We start from the raw sequence: 24,036 nt of genomic DNA on the forward strand, positions 1-24,036 counted from the left end.
CCTTTCCCGACTGATGCTATGGATATGAAATTAGACTTACAGCCTTTAGGACTTCCTTGTGAGGAGAATCATCCACTGATTATTGCGGGACCTTGTTCTGCAGAAAGCGAATCGCAGGTGATGGATACTGCCCGACAACTGGCAGCAAAGGGATGCCGTATGTTCCGTGCCGGAGTTTGGAAACCGCGCACTAAGCCTGGAGGTTTTGAAGGTCACGGAGAGAAAGCACTGCCGTGGATGAACCGAGTCAAAGTGGAGACAGGCATGCTCATCTCCACTGAGGTAGCGACTCCCGAACATGTAAAGCTGGCTTTGAAATATGGGATGGATATCCTTTGGGTGGGTGCGAGAACCTCAGCAAACCCGTTTGCCATGCAGGCGTTGGCCGACTCCTTGAAAGGTCTTGATTTACCTGTACTTGTCAAAAATCCCGTTAATCCCGACTTGGAACTGTGGATAGGAGCCTTGCAGCGTCTCAATCAAGCTGGCATCAAGCGGCTGGGAGCCATTCATCGAGGATTTTCGAGCTACGAAAAGAAGATTTATCGCAATCTCCCCATGTGGCAGATACCCATAGAATTGCGCCGTAGAATCCCAGATTTGCCCATCATCTGTGACCCCAGTCATATAGGAGGACGCCGCGATTTGATAGCTCCCCTTTGCCAGCAGGGATTGGATTTGGGCTTCGATGGTCTGATAGTTGAGAGCCATTGCAAGCCTGATGAGGCTTGGAGCGATGCCCGTCAACAGGTGACACCTGACTTTCTCGATGAGATTCTATCGTTGCTTGTGATTCGCGACAAGCATACAACGAGCGAAGAACTACACCAGCTGCGTTCGCAGATTGACGAAATGGACAACAGTATTATTGATATGTTAGCCCAACGGTTTCTACTATGTCGGGAAATAGGGCGTTACAAGAAAGACCATAACATGACAGTGCTCCAGTCGGCCCGCTATAATGAAATTTTGAAGAAATTCGGAACACAGGCCAGCCTTTGTGGCATGGATCCGGATTTCACAGCCCATCTCTTTGAGATAATCCACGAGGAAAGTATTCGCCAACAGCTGATTATAGTTAATCAGTAGGGTTTGGGAGGACGGTGCTTTAACATTCATGAGAGGCAAGCTATTATTCATCAAAGTTTAATAAAAAAAGGAAACAGAAACATGAAAAGATGGCAGAAAATTATTGGCGCTCTCGTGCTTATGGCATTGGCCCTGTATGATTATTTTGTCTTGACATGGGCGAGGATTGGAGTAGCGACGATAAAAGGTTATCGACTCACGGTTAGTAATATGCGCCAATATGCTTTGGAGAGAATTGACGAACTGGGGATAATCATTCTGGTAAACTTTCTTGTTGCACTTCTTTTGTTTATTTGTTTGTGGAGAAAGAAGTAGCCAGGAAAAAGTGTTCTGTGTCCAAAATTTGAATCAAACTGAGTGACTTCCACCTTCAACAATCTGTCCTTGTAATTAAATAATAATGAAAGACCTACTTCTTCTTTTTCTCATCTTTCTGCCTCTCGGCCTTTGCGCTCAGGAACAGTTGCGAATTGTGGAGTGGAACGTGGAGAATCTCTTTGATGCTCGGCACGATTCGTTGAAGAACGACGGGGAATTCTTGCCTGACTCTCCACGCCATTGGACACGCACGAAGTATTGGGAAAAACTGAATAAAGTGGGGCAGGGACTGATTTCCTGTGGCGAGGATACTGACAGATGGCATCTTCCTGACCTGATTGGATTGTGCGAGGTGGAGAACGACAGCACGATGATATATCTGACGGAACGTTCGCTGCTACGCAAAGTACGCTATCAATATGTTATGACAAGCTCGTCAGATGAGCGCGGAATAGATGTGGCCTTGCTCTATTCGCCTTTTTCCTTCCGTTTTATCCATGCCGACACCATCAAGGTAATACCAATCAAGGAAATGAAGCCCACGAGAGATATCCTCCATGTGGCTGGTGAAGTGATGAACGGTGACACGCTGCATATCTTCCTTGTGCATGCGCCGAGCCGTTCGGGTGGTGAAATGGCATCACGCCCTTTCAGAATGCATGTTGCCGAGCGATTATGCACTTCTATCGACTCTCTTCGCCAATGCTGTCCGATGGCGAAAATCATCGTGATGGGCGATTTCAACGATTATGCCGACGATGCTTCCTTGAGGAAAATCTATGCGCACGGACTGTTCAATGTCTCCGCTATGGCGAAAGGACGAAACGGGGCCAAAGCCACTTACCGCTATCGGGGAGAGTGGGGGAGTCTGGACCAAATATTATTGAGCGAAAACTTGTTGAAAAAGGTGTTGCGTTGCCGTATCAACGATGCAGACTTTCTCATCGAACAAGATGAGAAGTACGGCGGTGTGAAGCCCCGAAGGTTCTACAACGGTATGCGCTACAACAAGGGCTACAGCGACCATCTGCCGTTGGTGCTGGATGTTAGAATTTGAATTCGCGGTATAAAGCTGAACCGTCCATTTTTGCTTTTTTAGTAAATTTATTTGGCAAAGTTACTACAAAAAAGTGAAATGCGGAAAGATATAGTGATAGAATTGAGTTACAAGGGTTTTGGTTGAAGTGGCGATAATCCGTGAAGCCATTACAATCCCTGCCGAAGCCAAATCCTGACGCCGCTACGTTACTTGTTCGTAACCATACCCGAAAATGCGACAAACGGGTACGAATAGCGAAACAAGGCTCTAAGGAATAGTGAGTTATCCATAACTCATGCGAAAAATCAGGTTACGGAAAAAGATTGCGCCGTTCCTCCCCGTTTTGCGTACCAACACCGGACTCTTCACCAACTAATTTTGAAACCCAAAAATTAAGGACAATGAAGAGTACATTTTCAGTAATCTACTACCTCAAGCGTCAGGTAGTGAAAAAGGACGGGACAGTTCCCGTCATGGGACGCATCACGGTGGACGGCAGCCAGACACAGTTCAGCTGCAAACTGACTGTCGATCCGAAACTGTGGGACACCAAAGGTGGACGTGTCACGGGCAGAAGCACGGCGGCACTCGAAACGAACCGTATGCTTGACAAGATGCGGGTACGCATCAACAGGCATTATCAGGAAATCATGGAGCGTGACAACTTCGTCACGGCGGAGAAGGTGAAGAACGCCTTTCTCGGACTGGAACACCGCTACCACACGCTGATGCAGGTGTTCCGCCAGCACAACGAGGACTACGAGAAGCAGGTGGAGGCAGGCATGAAAGCCAAAGGCACGCTGCTGAAGTACCGCACCGTTTACAAGCACATGCAAGAGTTCCTCGACATCCGCTACCATGTGAAGGACATCGCCCTAAAAGAGCTTACCCCGGCTTTCATCTCCGACTTCGAGATGTTCCTGCGCACGGACAAGCACTGCTGCACCAATACCGTGTGGCTGTACGTCTGCCCGTTACGGACGATGGTATTCATCGCCATCAACAACGAGTGGCTGACGCGCGACCCGTTCCGCGAGTATGAAATCAAGAAGGAGGAAACAACACGCAGTTTCCTGACCAAAGATGAGATCCGCCTGCTGATGGAGGGGAAACTGAAAAACGCCAAACAGGAATTGTACCGCGACCTCTACCTGTTCTGCGCCTTCACGGGGCTGTCGTTCGCGGATATGCGCAACCTTACGGAAGAGAATATCCGCACCTACTTCGACGAACACGAGTGGATAAACATCAACCGCCAGAAAACGGGCGTGGTGTCCAACATCCGCCTGCTCGACATCGCCAACCGCATAATCGGCAAATACCGGGGACTGTGCGGGGACGGCAGGATATTTCCCGTTCCGCATTATAACACGTGCCTTGCCGGTATCCGTGCCGTCGCCAAGCGTTGCGGCATCACCAAGCATATCACGTGGCATCAGAGCCGCCACACGGCAGCCACGACGATATTCCTCTCCAACGGTGTTCCCATCGAAACGGTCAGCTCCATGCTCGGACACAAGAGCATAAAGACGACGCAGATTTACGCAAAGATAACCAAAGAGAAGCTCAATCAGGACATGGAGAACCTTGCCGCAAGATTGAACGGCGTCGAGGAATTTGCAGGTTGCACCATCTAAAAAGAAAAGCCATGAAACGTGACACAATCATCATCGAGGACAAGGCAGTCAGCGTAACCGGTAACGACGTGTGGATGACCGCCACCGAAATAGCCGGATTGTTCCATACGACCGTCCCGGCAGTGAACGCCGCCATCAGAGCCGTCCGCAAGTCGGACGTGCTGAACGACTACGAGGTGTGCCGCTACATGCAGCTTGAAAACGGGCTGCACGCGGACGTGTACGCCCTTGAAATCATCATCCCGGTCGCTTTCAGGGTGAATACCTACAACACCCACCTGTTCCGCACATGGCTGGTGGGAAAGGCACTCTCACAAGAGAAACGGCAGACATACGTGATGTTCATACAGAACGGAAAAGCCGGGTATTGCTGATTGCACATACCCCATAAGACAAGTAAACGGGTAGCACCACAAAAGGTGTCACCCGTTTACTTTTTCATGAAACCGCCTCACTCCAGCGGCTTGCGGTAGTTCGCTTCCAGTACCCCGCGCAGCCCCGTTTCCGGGTAAAGCACCTTCCCTCCCAAAAGTATGAAGGGCAACACGCGGTTGTTGCGGTATTCCTGCAAGGTGCGCCGGCTCACACGGAGCAGTTCCGACACCTCGCCGTCCGTCAGGTAACGTTCCCCGTCCAGCGGAGGACGGTAGCTTTCCAGAAATGCGGACAGCCATTTCGAGCCTTTGCGCATATCCTGCACCACAGAGGCTATCGGCTCGTCTTCCATCGTAAAAACATCGTTGTTCTCGTTCATCATAACTTCGGATTCAGTGGGTGAATAAATCAAATCATCTGCCGTGCGGATAGAGCGTGCCGACAAGCGGTATCAGCCGCTTCACCTCCTCTGGCTTGTAATAGAACCTGCGGTTTATCTGCGAGTAGCCGATAAGCCGCCTGTCACGCAGCGTCTGCAACGTGCGCGGGCTTATTCTCAACTGCCCGCAGACCTCCTCGCCCGTGAGCCATCTTTCCATGCGCCCCGTGTCGCTTTTGCGCCTCAGGGCGGCGACCTTCTCCGAGAGTGCGCCGAATGCCGCCACCATCATCTCGAAAGTCTTTTTCTCGATAGATACTATTTCCATATTCATGTCATTTAGAGTTTGCCGCAAAGGTAACGAAACGGCATACAAGACGTATCGTTTTCCGCTGAAAGGCTGCCTGTTGCGCCGTTTGACCGGGTTACGGAGCCATCTTCCGCAAAAATCTTACGTGAGTCACGTAGTGAGTTGTTAAAGCCCCTTTTGTTTATTGCCGAATTTTGTCGCAGAAACAAAAAGAAAGGACTGAACATGAAAGTGATAACAATGGAAAGTTCCGCCTACAAGGAGATGATGGCGCAGATTGCGAACATCGCAGGGTACATCCGCGAGGCAAGGGACGAGAAGAAACGGAAGCGGGAAACCGAAGACAAGCTGCTTGACACGGCACAGGCGGCGAAGATGCTCAACGTGAGCAAGCGCACCATGCAGCGTATGCGCACCGACCACCGTATCGAGTATGTGGTGGTACGCGGAAGCTGCCGCTACCGCCTTTCCGAGATACTGCGGCTATTGGAGGACAACACAGTAAGGAACGAGGAAGGGACAATAGACACCCTGTTCCACAACCACACGCTGCGCACGGGCGGCAAACCAAAAGGAAGGAGGACATAGGTCATGGAACTGCTCACACGAAACAACTTCGAGGGCTGGATGCAGAAGCTGATGGAACGGCTCGACCGTCAGGACGAACTGCTGCTGGCGATGAAGGCTGAGGGGAAACAGCCCACTATCACGGAAAGCATCCGCCTTTTCGACAATCAGGATTTGTGCATGTTGCTCCAGATAAGCAAACGCACCCTCCAACGCTACCGCAGCGTAGGCGCATTGCCCTACAAGACGCTGGGCAAGAAGACCTATTACAGCGAGGAGGACGTGCTGACATTCCTTTCCAACCATATCAAGGACTTCAAAAAGGAAGATATAGCCTTCTACAAGGCTCGTATCCATAATTTCTTTCATAAATAACCCATTAAAACATTTTTCAGATGGCAAAGAAAAAAGACGAAAAGGACGTGCTGGTAGTCCGTGACGAGAAGACAGGCGAGATCAGCGTGGTAGCCGGGCTGAACGCGGACGGCACACCCAAGCGCACCCCCGCAAAAGCGGAGAACGCGCAGAGTTTCCTGCAATTCGACCGACATGGCGACGTGCTGGACAACTTCTTCAAGAACTTCTTCCGGCAGTGCAAGGAACCCAGCCGCTTCGGTTTCTACCGCATTGCGGCAGACCAAGCTGAAAATCTCTTAGAGGTGATGAAGCAACTGCTGAAAGACCCCGAAGCGAACAAGGAGCTGCTCGCCCCTCACAAGGTGGACACCTCCGACTATGAGAAGAAGGTGCAGGAAGAGATGGCAGCACAACAGACAGAGAAACAAGAACCTCAAAAACAGGAGAACATGGAACAACGGAAAGAACAGCAACAGGACAAATCCGAACAGATGCAGGGCAAACGTGGCTACCAGCCCATCGACGAGAGTAAAATCAACTGGCAGGAGCTGGAGGACAGATGGGGCGTAAAGCGGGACAACCTTGAAAAGTCCGGCGACCTTACGAAGATGCTCAACTATGGCAAGTCCGACTTGGTAAAGGTCAAACCGACCTTCGGCGGCGAATCATTCGAGCTGGACGCCCGCCTCTCCTTCAAGAAGGACGGTGAGGGAAACATCAGCCTCGTGCCGCACTTCATCCGCAAGGAGCAGAAGCTGGATGAGTACAAGGAACACAAATTCTCCGACAATGACCGGAAGAACCTCCGCGAAACGGGCAATCTCGGTAGGGTCGTGGACATTGTGGACAGGGAAACGGGCGAGATCATCCCCTCCTACATCAGCATCGACCGCAAGACGAATGAAATCACGGACATTCCGGCAAGCAGGGTGCGCATCCCGGAGCGCATCGGCAAGACGGAAATCACCACGCAGGAGCGGGACATGCTCCGCGCCGGACTGCCCGTACGCGACAAGCTCATCGAGCGCAACGACGGCAGAAAGTTCGTCACCACCCTGCAAGTGAACGTGGAGCAGCGCGGCGTGGAGTTCGTGCCGGGAACCGGCAAGTCGCCCCGTACCGCACAGACACAGGAAACCAAAGGCGACACATCGAAAAGTCAGGCGCAGGGCGGGGAAAATGCCGCACAGACCAAGAAGGAGCAACGCCGCAACACGTGGACGAACGAGGACGGCAGCATCCGCCCCATCAGCAAATGGAGCGGCGTGAGCTTCACCGACCAGCAGAAAGCCGACTATGTGGCGGGTAAAGCCGTGAAGCTGGAGAACGTGACCGACAAGCAGGGCTTCCATGCCACGATGTATATCAAGTTCAACCCGGAGAAGGGACGCCCGTACCGCTACGACACGAACCCTGACAATGCACAGCAGGTTGCTCCGTCCAACGAGAGCCGCACGCAGGTGGCGGTGAACAACGATGGCAAGACCAACGAGGCTACAAAGAATCTGAGAGAGCCGTTGCAGAAAGGTCAGACCAACCCGAAGGACGCCCGCCAGCAACAGCAGCAGGAGAAGCCGCAGAAGAAAACGGGCAAGGGCATGAAAATGTAATCCCGTGTCCGCCACTGAATCCAAAATAAAATCCAAAGTATCAACAAAAAAGAAGAAGACATGAAGACAATCATTGCAGAAAAGCCCTCCGTGGCACGTGAAATCGCCCGCATCGTGGGCGCGACAAAGAGAGAGGAAGGATATTTCGAGGGAGGCGGTTATGCCGTGACATGGGCATTCGGACACCTCGTTCAGCTTGCCATGCCCGACGGCTACGGCGTGCGCGGATTTGTCCGTGACAACCTCCCGATTATTCCCGACACATTCACGCTCGTCCCCCGTCAGGTCAGGACGGAGAAAGGTTACAAGCCCGACAGCGGCGTGGTGTCGCAGATAAAAGTCATCAAAAGACTGTTCGACACAAGCGAACATATCATCGTGGCGACCGATGCCGGACGCGAGGGAGAGCTTATCTTCCGCTACCTCTACCACTATACGGGTTGCACCACTCCTTTCGTGCGCCTGTGGATCAGCTCTCTCACCGACAAAGCTATCCGCGAGGGACTGCGGAAACTCGAAGACGGCAGCAAATACGACAACCTCTACCTCGCCGCCAAAGCGCGGAGCGAATCCGACTGGCTCGTGGGCATCAACGGCACACAGGCGTTATCCATCGCCGCCGGACACGGCACGTATTCCGTGGGGCGGGTGCAGACACCAACGTTGGCTATGGTATGTGAACGCTACTGGGAGAACCGCCGCTTTACGTCCGAAGCATTCTGGCAGCTCCATATCGCAACGGACGGTTGCGACGGCGAAGTCGTGAAATTCTCATCCTCCGAGAAATGGAAAGAGAAAGAACCGGCGATGGAACTATATAATAAGGTAAAGGCGGCAGGTTGCGCCACTGTCACGAAAGCCGAGCGCAAGGAGAAGACGGAGGAAACTCCCTTGCTCTACGACCTGACCACGCTCCAGAAAGAAGCCAACGCCAAGCACGGCTTCACGGCGGAACAGACGCTTGAAATCGCGCAGAAACTCTACGAAAAGAAGTTGATAACCTATCCGAGAACGGGAAGCCGCTACATCCCCGAAGACGTGTTTGCCGAAATTCCCAAACTGCTCGCTTTCATCGGCACACAGCCCGAATGGAAAGACAAGGTGCGGGCAAAAGCCGCCCCGACACGCCGCAGCGTGGACGACGGCAAGGTGACAGACCACCATGCCCTGCTCGTCACGGGTGAGAAACCGCTCTTCCTCTCCAAAGAGGACAATACCATCTATCAGATGATTGCCGGGCGCATGGTCGAGGCATTCTCTGAGAAATGCGTCAAGGATGTGACCACTGTCACGGCGGAATGTGCCGGAGTGGAGTTTACCGTAAAAGGCAGCGTCGTGAAGCAAACCGGATGGCGTGCCGTCTATGGCGAGGAAAAAGAGGAAATTACCATCCCCGGCTGGCAGGAAGGCGACACGCTGACACCGAAAGGCTCGTCCATTACCGAAGGAAAGACCAAACCCAAGCCGCTGCATACCGAAGCCACCCTGCTCTCGGCAATGGAAACGGCGGGCAAGGAAATTGAGGACGACGCACTGCGGCAGGCGATGAAGGACTGTGGCATCGGTACTCCCGCCACACGCGCCTCCATCATCGAAACGCTTTTCAAGCGCGGTTACATGGAACGCTGCAAGAAGTCGCTTGTTCCCACCGAAAAAGGACTTGCCCTCAATTCCGTCGTCAAGACGATGCGCATCGCCGATGTTGCCATGACGGGCGAATGGGAAAAGGAGCTGGCGCGTATCGAGCGCGGGGAACTGTCCGACGACACCTTCCGCAAGGAGATAGAGGCGTACACACGTGAGATAACCTCCGAACTGATCTCGTGCGACAAGCTCTTCGGCAGCCGTGACTCCGGCTGCGCGTGTCCCAAGTGTGGCACGGGCAGGATGCGGTTCTACGGCAAGGTGGTACGCTGCGACAACACGGAGTGCGGACTGCCCGTGTTCCGGCTGAAAGCGGGACGCACCCTGTCCGACGATGAAATCAAAGACCTGCTCACCGAAGGGCATACCAAGCTGCTCAAAGGGTTCAAGAGCAAACAGGGCAAGAGTTTCGATGCTGTTGTCGCCTTTGACGGGGAATATAACACGACTTTTGTGTTCCCGGAGGCTAAAAAGGACAAGAAATTTTCAGGACGGAAGAAATAGTATTAACTTTGCCACTTGTTCAGAGTAATGAATTGTTCTTCGATACCGGATTACACTCATACTTTGGATTTAGTGGTGGCACTCGGAGGGATACCGAGTGCCTTTTTCTTCCTTTTTCCAACCGATTATCCCGTTAATTATCAATCCGCTAAATCCAAAGTAATGAACAACAAGAAGAAAAACGAGGGTCAGACCGACTTTTCCTATTACGGTCTGTACCTGCTGGACTATCTCCGCACGAACAAGTTTGAACAGGCTGACGACACCGCTTTCATACGGGAACGGGCCGACCGTGCCGCCGAAACGTATGAGAGGGCACGGCTTGAAGGCTATCCCGCCGATGGTGCGCAGGAACTGGCGATGGACACGCTGCTGCGCGGGCTGCATTATTCCCGTTACGCCATCCTCCGCGAAGTCGTGGAAAACGAGTTTGCCGATGAAGTGCCGGAAGAGAAGCGTGAAGCCTTTGTCCTGAAACTGCTGCCGCTTGTCGGCAACGTGTTCTCCGTCTATGACCTCTCGGATGACAATTTCGCCCTGTCTTCCGATTACGACCTGCTCTACACGGAGCTGACGGGAGCAACCGTCCTTTACTTAGACGAATATGGCGTTTAACCGCAAACAGAAACTGCGGGACAACATCGAGGCGATACGGACGGCATTCATCCTTGACAGGGAAAATAGGACAGCGACAACCGAAGAGCGTGCCATACTTCAAAGGTACTGCGGTTTCGGCGGTCTGAAATGTATCCTCAACCCTGCAAAGGAACTGACGGATGCCGTCCGGTGGGCGAAATCCGACCTCGAACTGTTCGCCCCGACGGTGGAGCTGCACAGGCTTATCCGTGAGAACAGCAAGGACGAAACAGAGTACAAGCGGTTTGTGGATTCGCTGAAAGCGTCCGTGCTGACCGCTTTCTACACCCCCAAAGAGATAACCGACACCATCGCGGACGTGCTGGCAGATTACAGCGTCCGCCCCGCCCGTATGCTCGAACCGTCGGCAGGTGTCGGCGTGTTCGTGGATTCCATGCTGCGGCACAGCCCCAATGCGGATGTGATGGCTTTCGAGAAGGATCTGCTCACGGGTACAATCTTGAGGCATCTCTATCCCGACCAGAAAATGCGCACCTGCGGTTTTGAGAAAATCGAAAGACCGTTCAACAATTATTTCGACTTGGCGGTGTCCAACATTCCGTTCGGTGACATTGCCGTGTTCGACGCGGAGTTTCAGCGGAGCGACTCTTTCGGCAGACGCTCCGCCCAGAAAACCATCCACAACTATTTCTTTCTCAAAGGACTGGATGCCGTGCGTGACGGCGGTATCGTGGCGTTCATCACCTCGCAAGGGGTATTGAATAGCACCAAGACCTCCGTGCGTAACGAGCTGTTCAGTCAGGCCAATCTGGTATCCGCGATACGCCTGCCCAACAACCTGTTCACGGACAACGCGGGCACGGAGGTGGGCAGTGACCTGATTGTCCTGCAAAAGAACCTCAGCAAGAAGGAAATGTCGCAGGACGAGCGGCTGATGACCGTGATACAGACGGACACGAAAACCGCCCTGACCGACAACGCCTATTTCATCCACCACCCGGAACGCATCGTGCATACGATGGCGAAACTTGACACAGACCCCTACGGGAAGCCCGCTATGGTTTATCTGCACGAGGGCAAGGCAGCAGGCATCGCCGGGGATTTGCGCCGTATGCTCGACGAGGATTTCCATTACAGGCTTGCCATGCGCTTGTATTCGGGTTCAATCCGGCAGGCAGGAACGGAAGAAAAAGTTGCCGTTCAAAATAAAGTAGAGCGTCCTGCCATAAAATTGGAAACAGTATCCTCGGCGCAGACGGTGGAAACTCCGACAGAAAAGCCGCAACCCGCAGATGAAAAGCCGGAGATAGAACCGCGCCCGCAATATTCCGCAGGCGTGCAGCTCACCCTGCTTGACCTCTGGGGGATGACGGAAGAGGTCAGCCAACCGAAAACCTCCAAAAAGAAAAAGACGGTGAAAAAGGCAGTTACGGCAAAGTCCACTCCGCCCAAACCGAAAGTCACGGTTACACCGACAGCTCCAACTGCAAAACCCGCAATGGAGAATAAGGAGGTGAAAGCGGAGAACACCGCCAAGCCTGCCGACCCGGACGACATCTATGCCACACTGGACTGGGATACCAATCCTCCCATCAACGGTTTCTATGAAATGATGATGGGTTTGACGCCGGAGCGTAGGAAAGAACTTCGGGAACTGGCAAGGCAGCATAACGAGAAACAAGTGGCGGAAAAGACGGAAGTGAAAGCCGTGCCGGAAACTTCCCGTGAGCAGCCACGACAGGAGGAAACACAGCCGGAGGCAGTCGCCGCACCTGCCGTTACAGATACCCCATCGGAAGCGGTGGGGACTTTCCTTTTCCCCGACATCGAAGCGGAAAAGCCGAAGGAGGAAGTCGTGGACCTTTCTCCGCGTGCCTACCACCGCACGCCGGAGATGCACCTGCGCGAAGGGTCGCTGGTGGCTGACCGGGGGCGTCATAACATCGGCTACCTGAAAGACATCACGCCATACGGGGCGACATTCCAGCCGCTCGACCTGAAAGGATACCAGAAGGAAAAGGCGTTGTTGTATGTGTCGCTGCGTGACGCCTACGAGCGTCTGTACCGTTATGAATCGCTCCGGCGCGAGGCAAATGTTCCGTGGCGAGAGCATCTGAATACCTGTTACGATGAGTTTGTCATGCGCTACGGCAACCTCAACGCCAAGCAGAACGTGAAGTTAGTGATGATGGATGCGGGCGGGCGCGACATCCTTTCGCTGGAACGGATGGAAAACGGAAAGTTCGTCAAGGCGGACATCTTCGAGCATCCTGTTTCCTTCGCGGTGGAGAGCCATGCCAACGTAGGCTCTCCCGAAGAAGCCCTGTCTGCGTCGCTCAACAAATATGGTACGGTCAATCTCGACTATATGCGGGAGATAACCGACAGCACGGCGGAGGATTTGCTCACTGCCCTGCAAGGGCGCATCTACTACAATCCGCTCGTGACCGGTTACGAAATCAAAGACCGTTTCATCGCCGGAAATGTCATAGAGAAAGCGGAACGCATAGAGGCATGGATGGGTGACAATCCCGAAAATGAGCGTATGCCGGAGGTGAAGCAGGCGTTGGAGGCTCTGAAAGATGCCGAGCCGCAGCGCATCGCCTTCGAGGATCTGGACTTCAATTTCGGGGAACGCTGGATTCCGACGGGTGTCTATGCCGCCTACATGAGCCGGCTGTTCGACACGGAGGTGAAAATCGCCTATTCCGCAAGCATGGACGAGTTTTCGGTGGTGTGCGGCTACCGCACCATGAAAATCACGGACGAGTTTCTGGTGAAGGGGTATTACCGGAACTATGACGGTATGCACCTCCTAAAACACGCCCTGCACAACACCTGCCCTGACATGATGAAGTCCATCGGCAAGGACGAGCATGGCAACGACATCAAGATGCGCGACAGCGAGGGAATACAACTCGCCAACGCCAAGATTGACGAGATACGAAACGGCTTCTCCGAATGGCTCGAAGAGCAGTCGCCGCAGTTCAAGGAGCGGCTTGTGACGATGTATAACCGCAAGTTCAACTGTTTCGTGCGCCCGCGCTACGACGGCTCCCATCAGACCTTTCCCGACCTCAACCTGAAAGGGCTGGCAAGCCGGGGTATCAAGAGCGTCTATCCCTCACAGATGGATTGCGTCTGGATGTTGAAACAGAACGGCGGCGGAATTTGCGACCACGAGGTGGGAACCGGTAAGACGCTGATAATGTGCATCGCCGCGCATGAGATGAAGCGTCTGAATTTGGCACACAAGCCGATGATTATCGGGCTGAAAGCCAACGTTGCGGAGATTGCAGCCACCTATCAGGCGGCATATCCCAACGCACGTATTCTGTACGCTTCGGAGAAGGACTTTTCGACCGCCAACCGTGTGCGCTTCTTCAATAATATAAAGAACAACGACTACGATTGCGTCATCATGTCGCACGACCAGTTCGGCAAGATACCGCAGTCGCCGGAATTGCAGCAGCGCATCCTGCAAGCAGAGCTTGACACGGTGGAGGAAAACCTCGAAGTGCTACGGCAGCAGGGAAAGAACGTGTCGCGGGCGATGCTGAAAGGATTGGAGAAGCGCAAGCACAACCTTGAAGCGAAGCTGGAGAAGGTGGAACACGCCATAAAGTCACGCACGGACGACGTGGTGGATTTCAAGCAGATGGGCATCGACCACATCTTCATAGATGAGAGCCACCAGTTCAAGAATCTGACTTTCAACACGCGCCACGACCGTGTGGCGGGATTGGGAAACAGCGAGGGAAGCCAGAAGGCACTTAACATGCTCTTTGCCATACGCACCATACAGGAGCGCACAGGAAAAGACTTGGGTGCGACCTTCCTCTCCGGCACGACTATCAGCAACTCACTGACTGAATTGTACCTGCTGTTCAAGTACCTGCGCCCGAAGGAGCTGGAACGGCAGGACATAAGGTGTTTCGACGCTTGGGCGGCGATATTTGCCAAGAAGACGACGGATTTTGAATTTAACGTGACGAACAATGTGGTCCAGAAGGAGCGTTTCCGCTACTTCATCAAAGTGCCGGAGCTTGCCGCCTTCTATAATGAAATCACGGACTACCGCACGGCGGAGGATGTGGGCGTTGACCGTCCTGCCAAGAACGAGATACTGCACCATATACCGCCCACGCCGGAACAGGAGGACTTCATACAGAAACTGATGCAGTTCGCCAAGACGGGCGATGCCACCTTGTTGGGCAGGCTGCCGCTTTCGGAAACGGAAGAAAAGGCGAAGATGCTCATCGCCACGGACTATGCCCGGAAAATGGCACTCGACATGCGCATGATAGACCCGAATTACGAAGATCATCCCGACAACAAAGCGAGTCACTGTGCCAAGATGATCGCGGAGTATTATCAAAAATACGACGCCCAGAAAGGCACGCAGTTCGTTTTCTCTGATTTGGGGACATACCAGCCGGGCGACGGGTGGAACGTCTATTCGGAAATCAAGCGCAAACTGACGGAGGACTACGGTATACCGCCAAGCGAGGTGCGCTTCATTCAGGAGTGCAAGACCGACAAGGCGCGGAAGGCGGTGATAGACGCCATGAACGCCGGGACGGTGCGTGTGCTGTTCGGCTCTACCTCTATGCTCGGAACGGGTGTGAACGCCCAGAAACGGTGTGTGGCTATCCATCATCTCGATACGCCGTGGCGACCGTCCGACTTGCAACAGCGTGACGGACGCGGAGTTAGGGCAGGTAATGAGATTGCCAAACATTTCGCCGGGAACAACGTGGATGTAATCATCTACGCGGTGGAGAAGTCACTGGACAGCTACAAGTTCAACCTCCTGCACTGCAAGCAGACTTTCATAAGCCAGCTCAAAAGCGGTGCGATGGGTGCGCGTACCATCGACGAGGGGGCAATGGACGAAAAATCGGGCATGAATTTCTCGGAATACATGGCGTTGCTCTCCGGCAATACCGACCTGTTGGACAAGGCGAAACTGGAAAAGCGGATCGCATCGCTCGAAGGGGAACGCAAGTCGTTCAACAAGGGCAAGCGTGATTCGGAGTTCAAGCTGGAGTCAAAGACCGGCGAGTTGCGCAACAACACGGCTTTCATAGATGCCATGACGGAGGACTGGAACCGCTTCCTGTCGGTGGTGCAGACCGACAAGGAGGGCAACCGCCTTAATATAATAAAGGTGGACGGAGTGGATTCCGCCGATGAGAAGGTCATCGGAAAGCGTTTGCAGGAGATAGCCAAGAATGCCACGACCGGAGGGTTGTACACGCAGGTCGGTGAACTTTACGGTTTTCCGATAAAGGTGGTGAGCGAAAGGATACTCAAAGAGGGATTGGAGTTCACCGACAACCGCTTCGTGGTCGAGGGGAACTACAAGTACACCTACAACAACGGGCATCTGGCGATGGCTGACCCGTTGGCCGCCGCCCGCAACTTCCTCAACGCGATGGAGAGGATACCCTCCATCATCGACCAGTACAAGGCGAAGAACGAGGTGCTGGAGATGGAGATACCGCAGTTACAGGAGATAGCGGGTAAGGTGTGGAAGAAGGAGGACGAGCTGAAGCAGTTGAAGTCCGAACTTGCCGCCCTTGACCGAAAAATTCAGCTGGAGCTTGCGCCACCCACGCCCGAAGTCGCAGAAAAGGAGAATGAAGGGCAACAGCTCAAGCCGGAAGCGGAAGATGTGAGGAACAGGCAGGCGCAATATCCCGAAAATGCACCGCCGCAGATACGCAGTCCGGCGGATAGTATCGTTGCCAACCATGTCATAATCGGGCGTCCGGGACTGTATGCCAAGGAGGAAACCCGGTCCAAAGGATTGAAAATATAACCTAAGGAATTTTATCTGAAGTATTAATAAGGGCTATCCCAAAAGGTCTAAAAGTAAATTTTATCCTTTCTGCAAGTATCTATAGGATGGCAACTGCATTTTTTTCTTTTTGGGCAGCCCTTATTAAAATTTATTCTTATTTTAGGTTATATACATTCATGTCCATTTATGTAAAAAATTCCTGCTGACCTTGTTTATGTCTTGTCAGTCACCATTTGCAAAACCATATTTGACCCTCAAAGAGGCTGAATTTGATAAGTAACTTGCTACATACTCATAATAAGGAGCTAAATAGAACACGAATGGGAAATACACAAATGCTAAACTAAAGAAGATATTGGCCAAAATAAACGCTATACCGAGAGAGAAACTTGATTTTTCAACTTCCTAAAACGGTGTTGTTCAAACATTTCTACTTATTTGTACTTGCCAGTTGAACCTACGCTTCCCTAATAAAATGTCTATGGTAAAAAGTTAAAAAATCCTCCCACTTTTGTTAGATATATTTTTTTGTGTAATTTTGTAATCGTTATGCGGCAGTAATAATATACATATTAATACGAGTTAGTAATCCTGTAGTTCTCATATGCTACGAGGAGGTATTAAAAGGTGCGTTTCGACAATGCATCTACTGTAGTATATTATTGCTTAATCCAAATGAATATTATAAATTTAGGAATTCTTGCTCACATTGATGCAGGAAAAACTTCCGTAACCGAGAATCTGCTGTTTGCCAGTGGAGCAACGGAAAAGTGCGGCCGTGTGGATAATGGTGACACCATAACGGACTCTATGGATATAGAGAAACGTAGAGGAATTACTGTCCGGGCTTCTACGACATCTATTATCTGGAATGGAGTGAAATGCAATATCATTGACACTCCGGGACACATGGATTTTATTGCGGAAGTGGAGCGGACATTCAAAATGCTTGATGGAGCAGTCCTCATCTTATCCGCAAAGGAAGGCATACAAGCGCAGACAAAGTTGCTGTTCAGTACTTTACAAAAGCTGCAAATCCCGACAATTATATTTATCAATAAGATTGACCGTGCCGGTGTGAATTTGGAGCGTTTGTATATGGATATAAAAACAAATCTGTCGCAAGATGTCCTGTTTATGCAAACTGTTGTCGATGGATCGGTTTATCCGGTTTGCTCCCAAACATATATAAAGGAAGAATACAAAGAATTTGTATGCAACCATGACGACGATATATTAGAACGATATTTGGCGGATAGCGAAATTTCACCGGCTGATTATTGGAATACGATAATCGCTCTTGTGGCAAAAGCCAAAGTCTATCCGGTGCTACATGGATCAGCAATGTTCAATATCGGTATCAATGAGTTGTTGGACGCCATTTCTTCTTTTATACTTCCTCCGGCATCAGTCTCAAACAGACTTTCAGCTTATCTCTATAAGATAGAGCATGACCCCAAAGGGCATAAAAGAAGTTTTCTTAAAATAATTGACGGAAGTCTGAGACTTCGAGACGTTGTAAGAATCAACGATTCGGAAAAATTCATCAAGATTAAAAATCTAAAGACTATTTATCAGGGCAGAGAGATAAATGTTGATGAAGTGGGTGCCAATGATATCGCGATTGTAGAAGATATAGAAGATTTTCGAATCGGAGATTATTTAGGTGCTAAACCTTGTTTGATTCAAGGATTATCTCATCAGCATCCCGCTCTCAAATCCTCCGTCCGGCCAAATAAGCCCGAAGAGAGAAGCAAGGTGATATCCGCTCTGAATACATTGTGGATTGAAGACCCGTCTTTGTCCTTTTCCATAAACTCATATAGTGATGAATTGGAAATCTCGTTATATGGTTTGACCCAAAAGGAAATCATACAGACATTGCTGGAAGAACGATTTTCCGTAAAGGTCCATTTTGATGAGATCAAGACTATCTACAAAGAACGACCTATAAAAAAGGTCAATAAGATTATTCAGATCGAAGTACCACCCAACCCTTACTGGGCCACAATAGGGCTGACTCTTGAACCCTTACCGTTAGGGGCAGGGTTGCAAATCGAAAGTGACATCTCCTATGGTTATCTGAACCATTCTTTTCAAAATGCCGTTTTTGAAGGGATTCGTATGTCTTGCCAATCTGGTTTACATGGATGGGAAGTGACAGATCTGAAAGTAACTTTTACTCAAGCCGAGTATTATAGCCCGGTAAGTACACCTGCTGATTTCAGACAGCTGACCCCTTATGTCTTCAGGCTGGCTTTGCAACAGTCAGGTGTGGACATTCTCGAACCGATGCTCTGTTTTGAGTTGCAGATACCCCAAGTAGCGAGTTCCAAAGCTATTACAGATTTGCAAAAACTGATGTCTGAGATTGAAGACATCAGTTGTAATAATGAGTGGTGTCATATTAAAGGGAAAGTTCCATTAAATACAAGTAAAGACTATGCCTCAGAAGTAAGTTCGTACACTAAGGGCTTAGGCATTTTTATGGTTAAGCCATGTGGGTATCAAATAACAAAAGACGGTTATTCTGATAATATCCGCATGAACGAAAAAGATAAACTTTTATTCATGTTCCAAAAATCAATGTCATTAAAATAATGGAGCGGTCAGGAAATTTCTATAAGGCAATACGGTTGGGATATATACTTATCTCCATTCTTATCGGATGTATGGCATATAATAGCCTCTATGAATGGCAGGAGATAGAAGCATTAGAACTTGGCAATAAAAAAATAGACGAGCTCCGAAAAGAAATAAACAATATCAATATTCAAATGATAAAATTTTCTCTATTGGGTGAAACAATACTGGAATGGAACGATAAAGATATCGAGCATTACCATGCACGGCGTATGGCAATGGACAGTATGCTCTGCCGTTTCAAGGCCACCTATCCAGCAGAGCGCATCGATAGTGTGCGCAGTCTTTTAGAGGATAAGGAACGACAGATGTTCCAGATAGTCCGGTTAATGGATGAACAACAATCTATTAACAAGAAGATAGCCAATCAAATTCCGGTTATTGTACAGAAAAGTGTGCAGGAACAGTCCAAAAAGCCAAAACGAAAAGGTTTCTTAGGCATATTCGGCAAAAAAAAGGAAGTAACTCCAGCAGTATCAACCACTATCCTTCATTCGGTCAATAGAAACGTAATCAGCGAACAGAAAGTGCAGGATCGCCAATTGTCGGAACAAGCCGACAGCCTTGCAGCTCGTAATGCAGAACTTAACAGACAACTGCAAGAATTGATTTGCCAAATAGAAGAAAAGGTACAAACCGAACTGCAAAGCCGGGAAAACGAAATAGTTGCCATGCGTGAAAAGTCATTTATGCAAGTAGGCGGTTTAATGGGATTCGTTCTTCTATTGTTGTTAATTTCCTACATCATCATACATCGTGATGCAAAAAGCATTAAACAATACAAGCACAAGACAACTGATTTGATAAGGCAACTGGAACAATCCGTACAACGGAACGAGGCACTGATAACGTCAAGGAAGAAGGCGGTACATACTATCACCCATGAACTGCGCACACCGCTGACAGCAATAACAGGCTATGCCGGACTGATACGGAAAGAACAGTGTGAGGATAAGTCCGGGCAGTATATCCAAAACATACTGCAATCCTCCGACCGTATGCGGGATATGCTTAACACTTTGCTTGACTTCTTCCGCCTGGACAACGGCAAGGAACAGCCCCGTCTGTCACCCTGCCGGATTTCAGCAATCACGCACACACTTGAAACGGAGTTCATGCCTGTTGCCGTGAACAAAGGGCTGTCCTTGTCCGTGAAGACTGGACACGATGCCATTGTATTGACCGACAAAGAGCGAATAATACAAATCGGGAATAACCTGCTGTCAAACGCTGTCAAGTTCACAGAAGAAGGCGGTGTTTCTTTGATTACTGAATATGATAATGGAGTTCTGACACTGGTCGTTGAAGATACAGGTACAGGCATGACAGAAGAGGAACAGAAACAAGCGTTCGGTGCGTTTGAACGTCTATCAAATGCCGCCGCAAAGGAGGGTTTCGGGCTTGGGCTTGCCATAATGCGTAATATTGTGTCGATGCTTGGCGGAACAATCCGTTTAGACAGCAAGAAAGGGAAAGGCAGTCGTTTCACAGTTGAAATTTCTATGCAGGAAGCTGAAGAACAGCTTGGATATACAAGCAATACACCTGTTTATCATAACAATAAATTCCATGATGTTGTCGCCATTGACAATGATGAGGTATTACTTCTGATGCTGAAAGAGATGTATTCCCAAGAAGGAATACACTGCGACACTTGCACCGATGCTGCGGCACTGATGGAAATGATACGCCAGAAAGAATACAGCCTGTTGCTGACAGACTTGAATATGCCCGATATAAACGGTTTCGAATTGCTGGAACTGTTGCGTTCGTCCAACGTGGGCAATTCACCAACAATCCCGGTGGTTGTGGCAACCGCTTCGGGCAGTTGTAACAAAGGGGAACTATTGGCAAAAGGCTTTGCCGGATGCCTGTTCAAACCGTTCTCCATATCGGAACTGATGGAGGTTTCCGACAGGTGTGCCATAAAAGCGACACCGGACGGGAAACCGGACTTTTCCGCCTTATTGTCCTATGGCAATGAAGCCGTCATGCTGGAAAAGTTGATAACTGAAACAGAAAAGGAAATGCAGGCGGTACGGGATGCAGCAAAAGAAAAAGACCTGCAAAAGCTGGATTCCCTGATCCACCACCTGCGCAGTTCGTGGGAGGTGCTCCGTGCCGACCAACCGCTGAATGTACTTTACGGATTGCTTCGTGGCGATGCTCTCCCGGATGGTGAAGCGTTAAGCCATGCCGTGACTGCCGTGCTGGATAAGGGAGTGGAAATAATACGGTTGGCAGAAGAGGAAAGGAGAAAATACGAAGATGAATAAGACAAAAATAATTGTGGTGGAAGACAACATCGTGTATTGCGAATATGTCTGCAATATGCTGTCACGGGAGGGCTACCGCAATATGAAGGCTTACCACCTCTCAACCGCGAAGAAACATCTGCAACAGGCAACAGATAATGATATCGTGGTTGCCGACCTGCGTCTGCCTGACGGCAGTGGCATAGACCTTTTGTGCTGGATGCGAAAGGAGGGAAAGATGCAGCCCTTCATCATTATGACCGACTACGCCGAAGTTAATACCGCCGTGGAAAGCATGAAACTCGGCTCGATAGACTATATTCCCAAACAGCTTGTGGAGGATAAACTTGTCCCCCTGATCCGTTCCATACTGAAAGAACGTCAGGCAGGACAACGCCGTATGCCTATATTCGCCCGTGAAGGTTCCGCCTTTCAGAAAATCATGCACCGCATAAGGCTGGTAGCCGCCACCGATATGAGCGTGATGATATTTGGTGAGAACGGCACGGGCAAGGAGCATATTGCCCACCTGTTGCATGACAAGAGCAAACGTGCAGGCAAGCCATTTGTGGCGGTGGACTGCGGTTCACTCTCCAAAGAGCTTGCACCGTCGGCTTTCTTCGGACACGTCAAAGGTGCATTTACAGGTGCGGACAATGCCAAGAAAGGATATTTCCATGAGGCGGAAGGCGGCACGTTGTTTCTGGACGAGGTAGGAAACCTCGCGTTGGAAACCCAACAGATGTTGCTCCGTGCCATACAGGAGAGGCGGTATCGCCCGGTCGGAGACAAGGCAGACCGGAATTTCAATGTCCGCATCATCGCTGCTACCAATGAAGATTTGGAGGTATCGGTGAATGAAAAGCGTTTTCGGCAGGATCTTCTGTACCGCCTGCACGACTTCGGGATAACCGTTCCTCCGTTGCGTGACTGTCAAGAAGACATTATGCCGCTGGCAGAGTTCTTCCGTGATATGGCAAACAGAGAGCTGGAGTGTAGCGTGAGCGGGTTCAGTTCCGAAGCACGTAAAGCGTTGCTGACACACGCATGGCCGGGCAACGTGCGGGAACTTCGGCAGAAAGTTATGGGTGCTGTATTGCAGGCGCAGGAAGGTGTTGTCATGAAAGAGCATCTGGAACTTGCCGTGACGAAACCGACCTCTACTGTCAGCTTCGCCTTGCGCAATGACGCGGAGGATAAGGAGCGGATATTGCGTGCGTTGAAACAGGCAAACGGCAACCGGAGTGTCGCCGCAGAACTGCTCGGCATAGGCAGGACAACACTATACAGCAAACTTGAAGAGTATGGACTTAAATATAAATTCAAGCAATCATAGCCCGTAATTCACTGAATTTGGCTATCTTTGCATAACATTTGAGAAAAACGGCGATTGGCAGGAGCTTTTCGCCGCCAACATATAGGATAAGACCGCAAGGCGTTTCAAGCGAAAATCTGGTAAATTGGAACTACGGAGACGATTGCGTGATGCTTATGCTATGCTTACGCATAGCGTGCATTCACGTACTCTCCGTAAAGGCTTTACCAGAGCCATCGCTTGAAGGTAGTGTGAATTGCACGCTACTTTTTTACCCTTGCCTAACGAAAGGAAACGATTATGGGTAAAGTTCAGATTCTCGCCGTACTGACGATGGACGGATGTCTTTCTTCAGAGTTATATGATAAAGCACATCAGGATTTGTGCCTTGACCGTTGCGGTCTTGATGAAATCAGGAAGAAAGCCTTTTACCGTGTGACACCGGACTATTCCATTTCAATGCTGCACGAATGGAGAAAAGACTGCACAAACATCCGTTACCTCGCGGAAGCCACACCGGACACGGCAGACTATATAAACGGACTGCTGCGGATGCACGCTGTGGATGAAATCATACTATACACCGTTCCTTTCATATCCGGAAGCGGACGACATTTTTTTAAGTCGGCTCTGCCAGAGCAACACTGGACGCTTTCCTCTTTGAAAAGCTATCCCAACGGTGTATGTCGCATTATCTATATCCTTGATAAAAAAGCAAGATAGCCAAAATGTGCGGCAAGCATACATTTCTATTTTCAGGAATAGAATAAATGTTCCGATTACAAACAATTTAAGTCGGAGATAATTTGTCCTTGTGAAAAAATACTGAATTTTATACCTCTGAAATCCAGCACTTTGTAAAATTGAGTGTTGGATTTTTTATTTTCTGCCGCGTTTTTTGCCAATTATATTCATGTGCGCACGCAGAAAACAAAGTGTAATTTTCAAAATTGACAGAACCATGAATTATTTCTTGCTGGCGGAAACCGACTTTTTCCGCCTGATAAACGAAGCCGGCGACTGCAATATGGAAACGGCATACACGGCTTTCGCCACCCAAGTGATCGAACTGTGCAACGGCGGCATGGACATGAACCTTACCGTCATCGCGCTTGCCTACATCGAAATCGAGTTGCAGCACCATCCCGTACGTAATCTGTCAGAAGAAAAAAGAGAGATTGCCGCCTACGTCAGCAAGGCTCTGTCTTTCGTAAGAAAGATGCAGAAATTCCTTGCCACGCCCCAAGTGCCACCACTAATATCCGCCAACAACGCAACAGAAACCACCGCCAGCCTTCTTCAATGGACGGGCAATGCCATCGACCTCGTGGAACTTATCTACGGCATAGACGTGATGGGCTGCATCAACAACGGCAATATGCCGCTCAAACAGCTCGCCCCACTTCTCTATAAGATATTCGGGGTTGATTCTAAAGACTGCTACCGCTTCTACACTGATATCAAACGCCGGAAGAACGAAAGCCGCACCTATTTCATTGACAGGATGCAGGAAAAACTGAACGAGAGAATGTTGCGTGATGAGGAGTTGGAGCGGATGAGAAAATAAAAAAATATCCATTACATATGAGAA

18 protein-coding genes are annotated in these 24,036 nt (G+C 50.2%); 16 read left to right on the forward strand and 2 right to left on the reverse strand.

The annotated features are described in order from the left end of the window. The first annotated feature begins 24 nt into the window (after nucleotides 1–24). From H515_RS0102855 to H515_RS0102875, 5 genes are all read left to right on the forward strand, one after another. On the forward strand, nucleotides 25–1,089 hold the full coding sequence (locus H515_RS0102855) for a bifunctional 3-deoxy-7-phosphoheptulonate synthase/chorismate mutase type II (RefSeq protein ID WP_025875375.1): 1,065 nt from the start codon (nucleotides 25–27) through the stop codon (nucleotides 1,087–1,089). An 81-nt stretch (nucleotides 1,090–1,170) separates the two neighbouring features. Continuing rightward, on the forward strand, nucleotides 1,171–1,404 hold the full coding sequence (locus H515_RS0102860; RefSeq protein WP_028901569.1) for a hypothetical protein: 234 nt from the start codon (nucleotides 1,171–1,173) through the stop codon (nucleotides 1,402–1,404). An 85-nt stretch (nucleotides 1,405–1,489) separates the two neighbouring features. After that, on the forward strand, nucleotides 1,490–2,464 hold the full coding sequence (locus tag H515_RS0102865; RefSeq protein ID WP_025875371.1) for an endonuclease/exonuclease/phosphatase family protein: 975 nt from the start codon (nucleotides 1,490–1,492) through the stop codon (nucleotides 2,462–2,464). 383 nt (nucleotides 2,465–2,847) lie between these two features. Further along, on the forward strand, nucleotides 2,848–4,083 hold the full coding sequence (locus H515_RS0102870; RefSeq protein ID WP_004291422.1) for a site-specific integrase: 1,236 nt from the start codon (nucleotides 2,848–2,850) through the stop codon (nucleotides 4,081–4,083). A gap of 11 nt (nucleotides 4,084–4,094) precedes the next feature. Then, nucleotides 4,095–4,457, forward strand: coding sequence for a hypothetical protein (locus H515_RS0102875; RefSeq protein WP_004291423.1), 363 nt, complete (start codon nucleotides 4,095–4,097; stop codon nucleotides 4,455–4,457). A gap of 77 nt (nucleotides 4,458–4,534) precedes the next feature. Here the strand turns inward: H515_RS0102875 and H515_RS0102880 are convergent, their stop codons facing one another. Beyond that, nucleotides 4,535–4,840 (reverse strand): helix-turn-helix domain-containing protein, encoded by a 306-nt coding sequence (locus tag H515_RS0102880; RefSeq protein ID WP_004291424.1) that lies wholly within the window; start codon nucleotides 4,838–4,840, stop codon nucleotides 4,535–4,537. A 31-nt stretch (nucleotides 4,841–4,871) separates the two neighbouring features. Beyond that, on the reverse strand, nucleotides 4,872–5,171 hold the full coding sequence (locus H515_RS0102885) for a helix-turn-helix domain-containing protein (RefSeq protein ID WP_004291426.1): 300 nt from the start codon (nucleotides 5,169–5,171) through the stop codon (nucleotides 4,872–4,874). A gap of 138 nt (nucleotides 5,172–5,309) precedes the next feature. Here H515_RS0102885 and H515_RS0102890 point away from each other — a divergent pair, with 138 nt between their 5' ends. From H515_RS0102890 to H515_RS0102940, 11 genes are all read left to right on the forward strand, one after another. Continuing rightward, a complete protein-coding gene (locus H515_RS0102890) occupies nucleotides 5,310–5,735 on the forward strand; it encodes a helix-turn-helix domain-containing protein (RefSeq protein WP_004291432.1) in 426 nt (141 codons plus the stop codon). Nucleotides 5,736–5,738: 3 nt separating this feature from the next. Further along, nucleotides 5,739–6,089 carry a helix-turn-helix domain-containing protein gene (locus tag H515_RS0102895; RefSeq protein WP_004291454.1) on the forward strand — a complete coding sequence of 117 codons (351 nt, stop codon included), beginning with the start codon at nucleotides 5,739–5,741 and terminating at the stop codon, nucleotides 6,087–6,089. A 20-nt stretch (nucleotides 6,090–6,109) separates the two neighbouring features. Continuing rightward, the gene (locus tag H515_RS0102900) at nucleotides 6,110–7,681 is read left to right on the forward strand and encodes a DUF3945 domain-containing protein (protein ID WP_004291455.1); all 1,572 of its coding nucleotides are present in this window, start codon (nucleotides 6,110–6,112) and stop codon (nucleotides 7,679–7,681) included. Between the two features lie 60 nt (nucleotides 7,682–7,741). Then, nucleotides 7,742–9,829, forward strand: coding sequence for a type IA DNA topoisomerase (topB, locus tag H515_RS0102905; protein ID WP_004291456.1), 2,088 nt, complete (start codon nucleotides 7,742–7,744; stop codon nucleotides 9,827–9,829). Between the two features lie 27 nt (nucleotides 9,830–9,856). Continuing rightward, nucleotides 9,857–10,444, forward strand: a complete 588-nt coding sequence (locus H515_RS0102910; RefSeq protein ID WP_004291461.1) for a DUF1896 domain-containing protein — start codon at nucleotides 9,857–9,859, stop codon at nucleotides 10,442–10,444. After that, the gene (locus H515_RS0102915) at nucleotides 10,434–16,250 is read left to right on the forward strand and encodes an N-6 DNA methylase (protein WP_004291462.1); all 5,817 of its coding nucleotides are present in this window, start codon (nucleotides 10,434–10,436) and stop codon (nucleotides 16,248–16,250) included. The genes H515_RS0102910 and H515_RS0102915 overlap by 11 nt, the downstream gene beginning before the upstream one ends. 657 nt (nucleotides 16,251–16,907) lie before the next feature. Beyond that, nucleotides 16,908–18,833, forward strand: a complete 1,926-nt coding sequence (gene tet(Q), locus H515_RS0102920; RefSeq protein WP_004291466.1) for a tetracycline resistance ribosomal protection protein Tet(Q) — start codon at nucleotides 16,908–16,910, stop codon at nucleotides 18,831–18,833. After that, the gene (locus tag H515_RS0102925; RefSeq protein ID WP_004291467.1) at nucleotides 18,833–21,151 is read left to right on the forward strand and encodes a hybrid sensor histidine kinase/response regulator; all 2,319 of its coding nucleotides are present in this window, start codon (nucleotides 18,833–18,835) and stop codon (nucleotides 21,149–21,151) included. The genes tet(Q) and H515_RS0102925 overlap by 1 nt, the downstream gene beginning before the upstream one ends. Next, nucleotides 21,144–22,466, forward strand: a complete 1,323-nt coding sequence (locus H515_RS0102930; RefSeq protein WP_004291471.1) for a sigma-54-dependent transcriptional regulator — start codon at nucleotides 21,144–21,146, stop codon at nucleotides 22,464–22,466. The genes H515_RS0102925 and H515_RS0102930 overlap by 8 nt, the downstream gene beginning before the upstream one ends. A 279-nt stretch (nucleotides 22,467–22,745) precedes the next feature. After that, nucleotides 22,746–23,168, forward strand: coding sequence for a dihydrofolate reductase family protein (locus H515_RS0102935; RefSeq protein ID WP_004291474.1), 423 nt, complete (start codon nucleotides 22,746–22,748; stop codon nucleotides 23,166–23,168). Between the two features lie 238 nt (nucleotides 23,169–23,406). Further along, nucleotides 23,407–24,012 (forward strand): RteC domain-containing protein, encoded by a 606-nt coding sequence (locus tag H515_RS0102940; protein WP_004304269.1) that lies wholly within the window; start codon nucleotides 23,407–23,409, stop codon nucleotides 24,010–24,012. Nucleotides 24,013–24,036 lie beyond the last annotated feature (24 nt).

It is taken from the genome of Prevotella corporis DSM 18810 = JCM 8529, assembly GCF_000430525.1.
In the GTDB taxonomy this organism is placed as follows: Bacteria; Bacteroidota; Bacteroidia; order Bacteroidales; family Bacteroidaceae; genus Prevotella; species Prevotella corporis.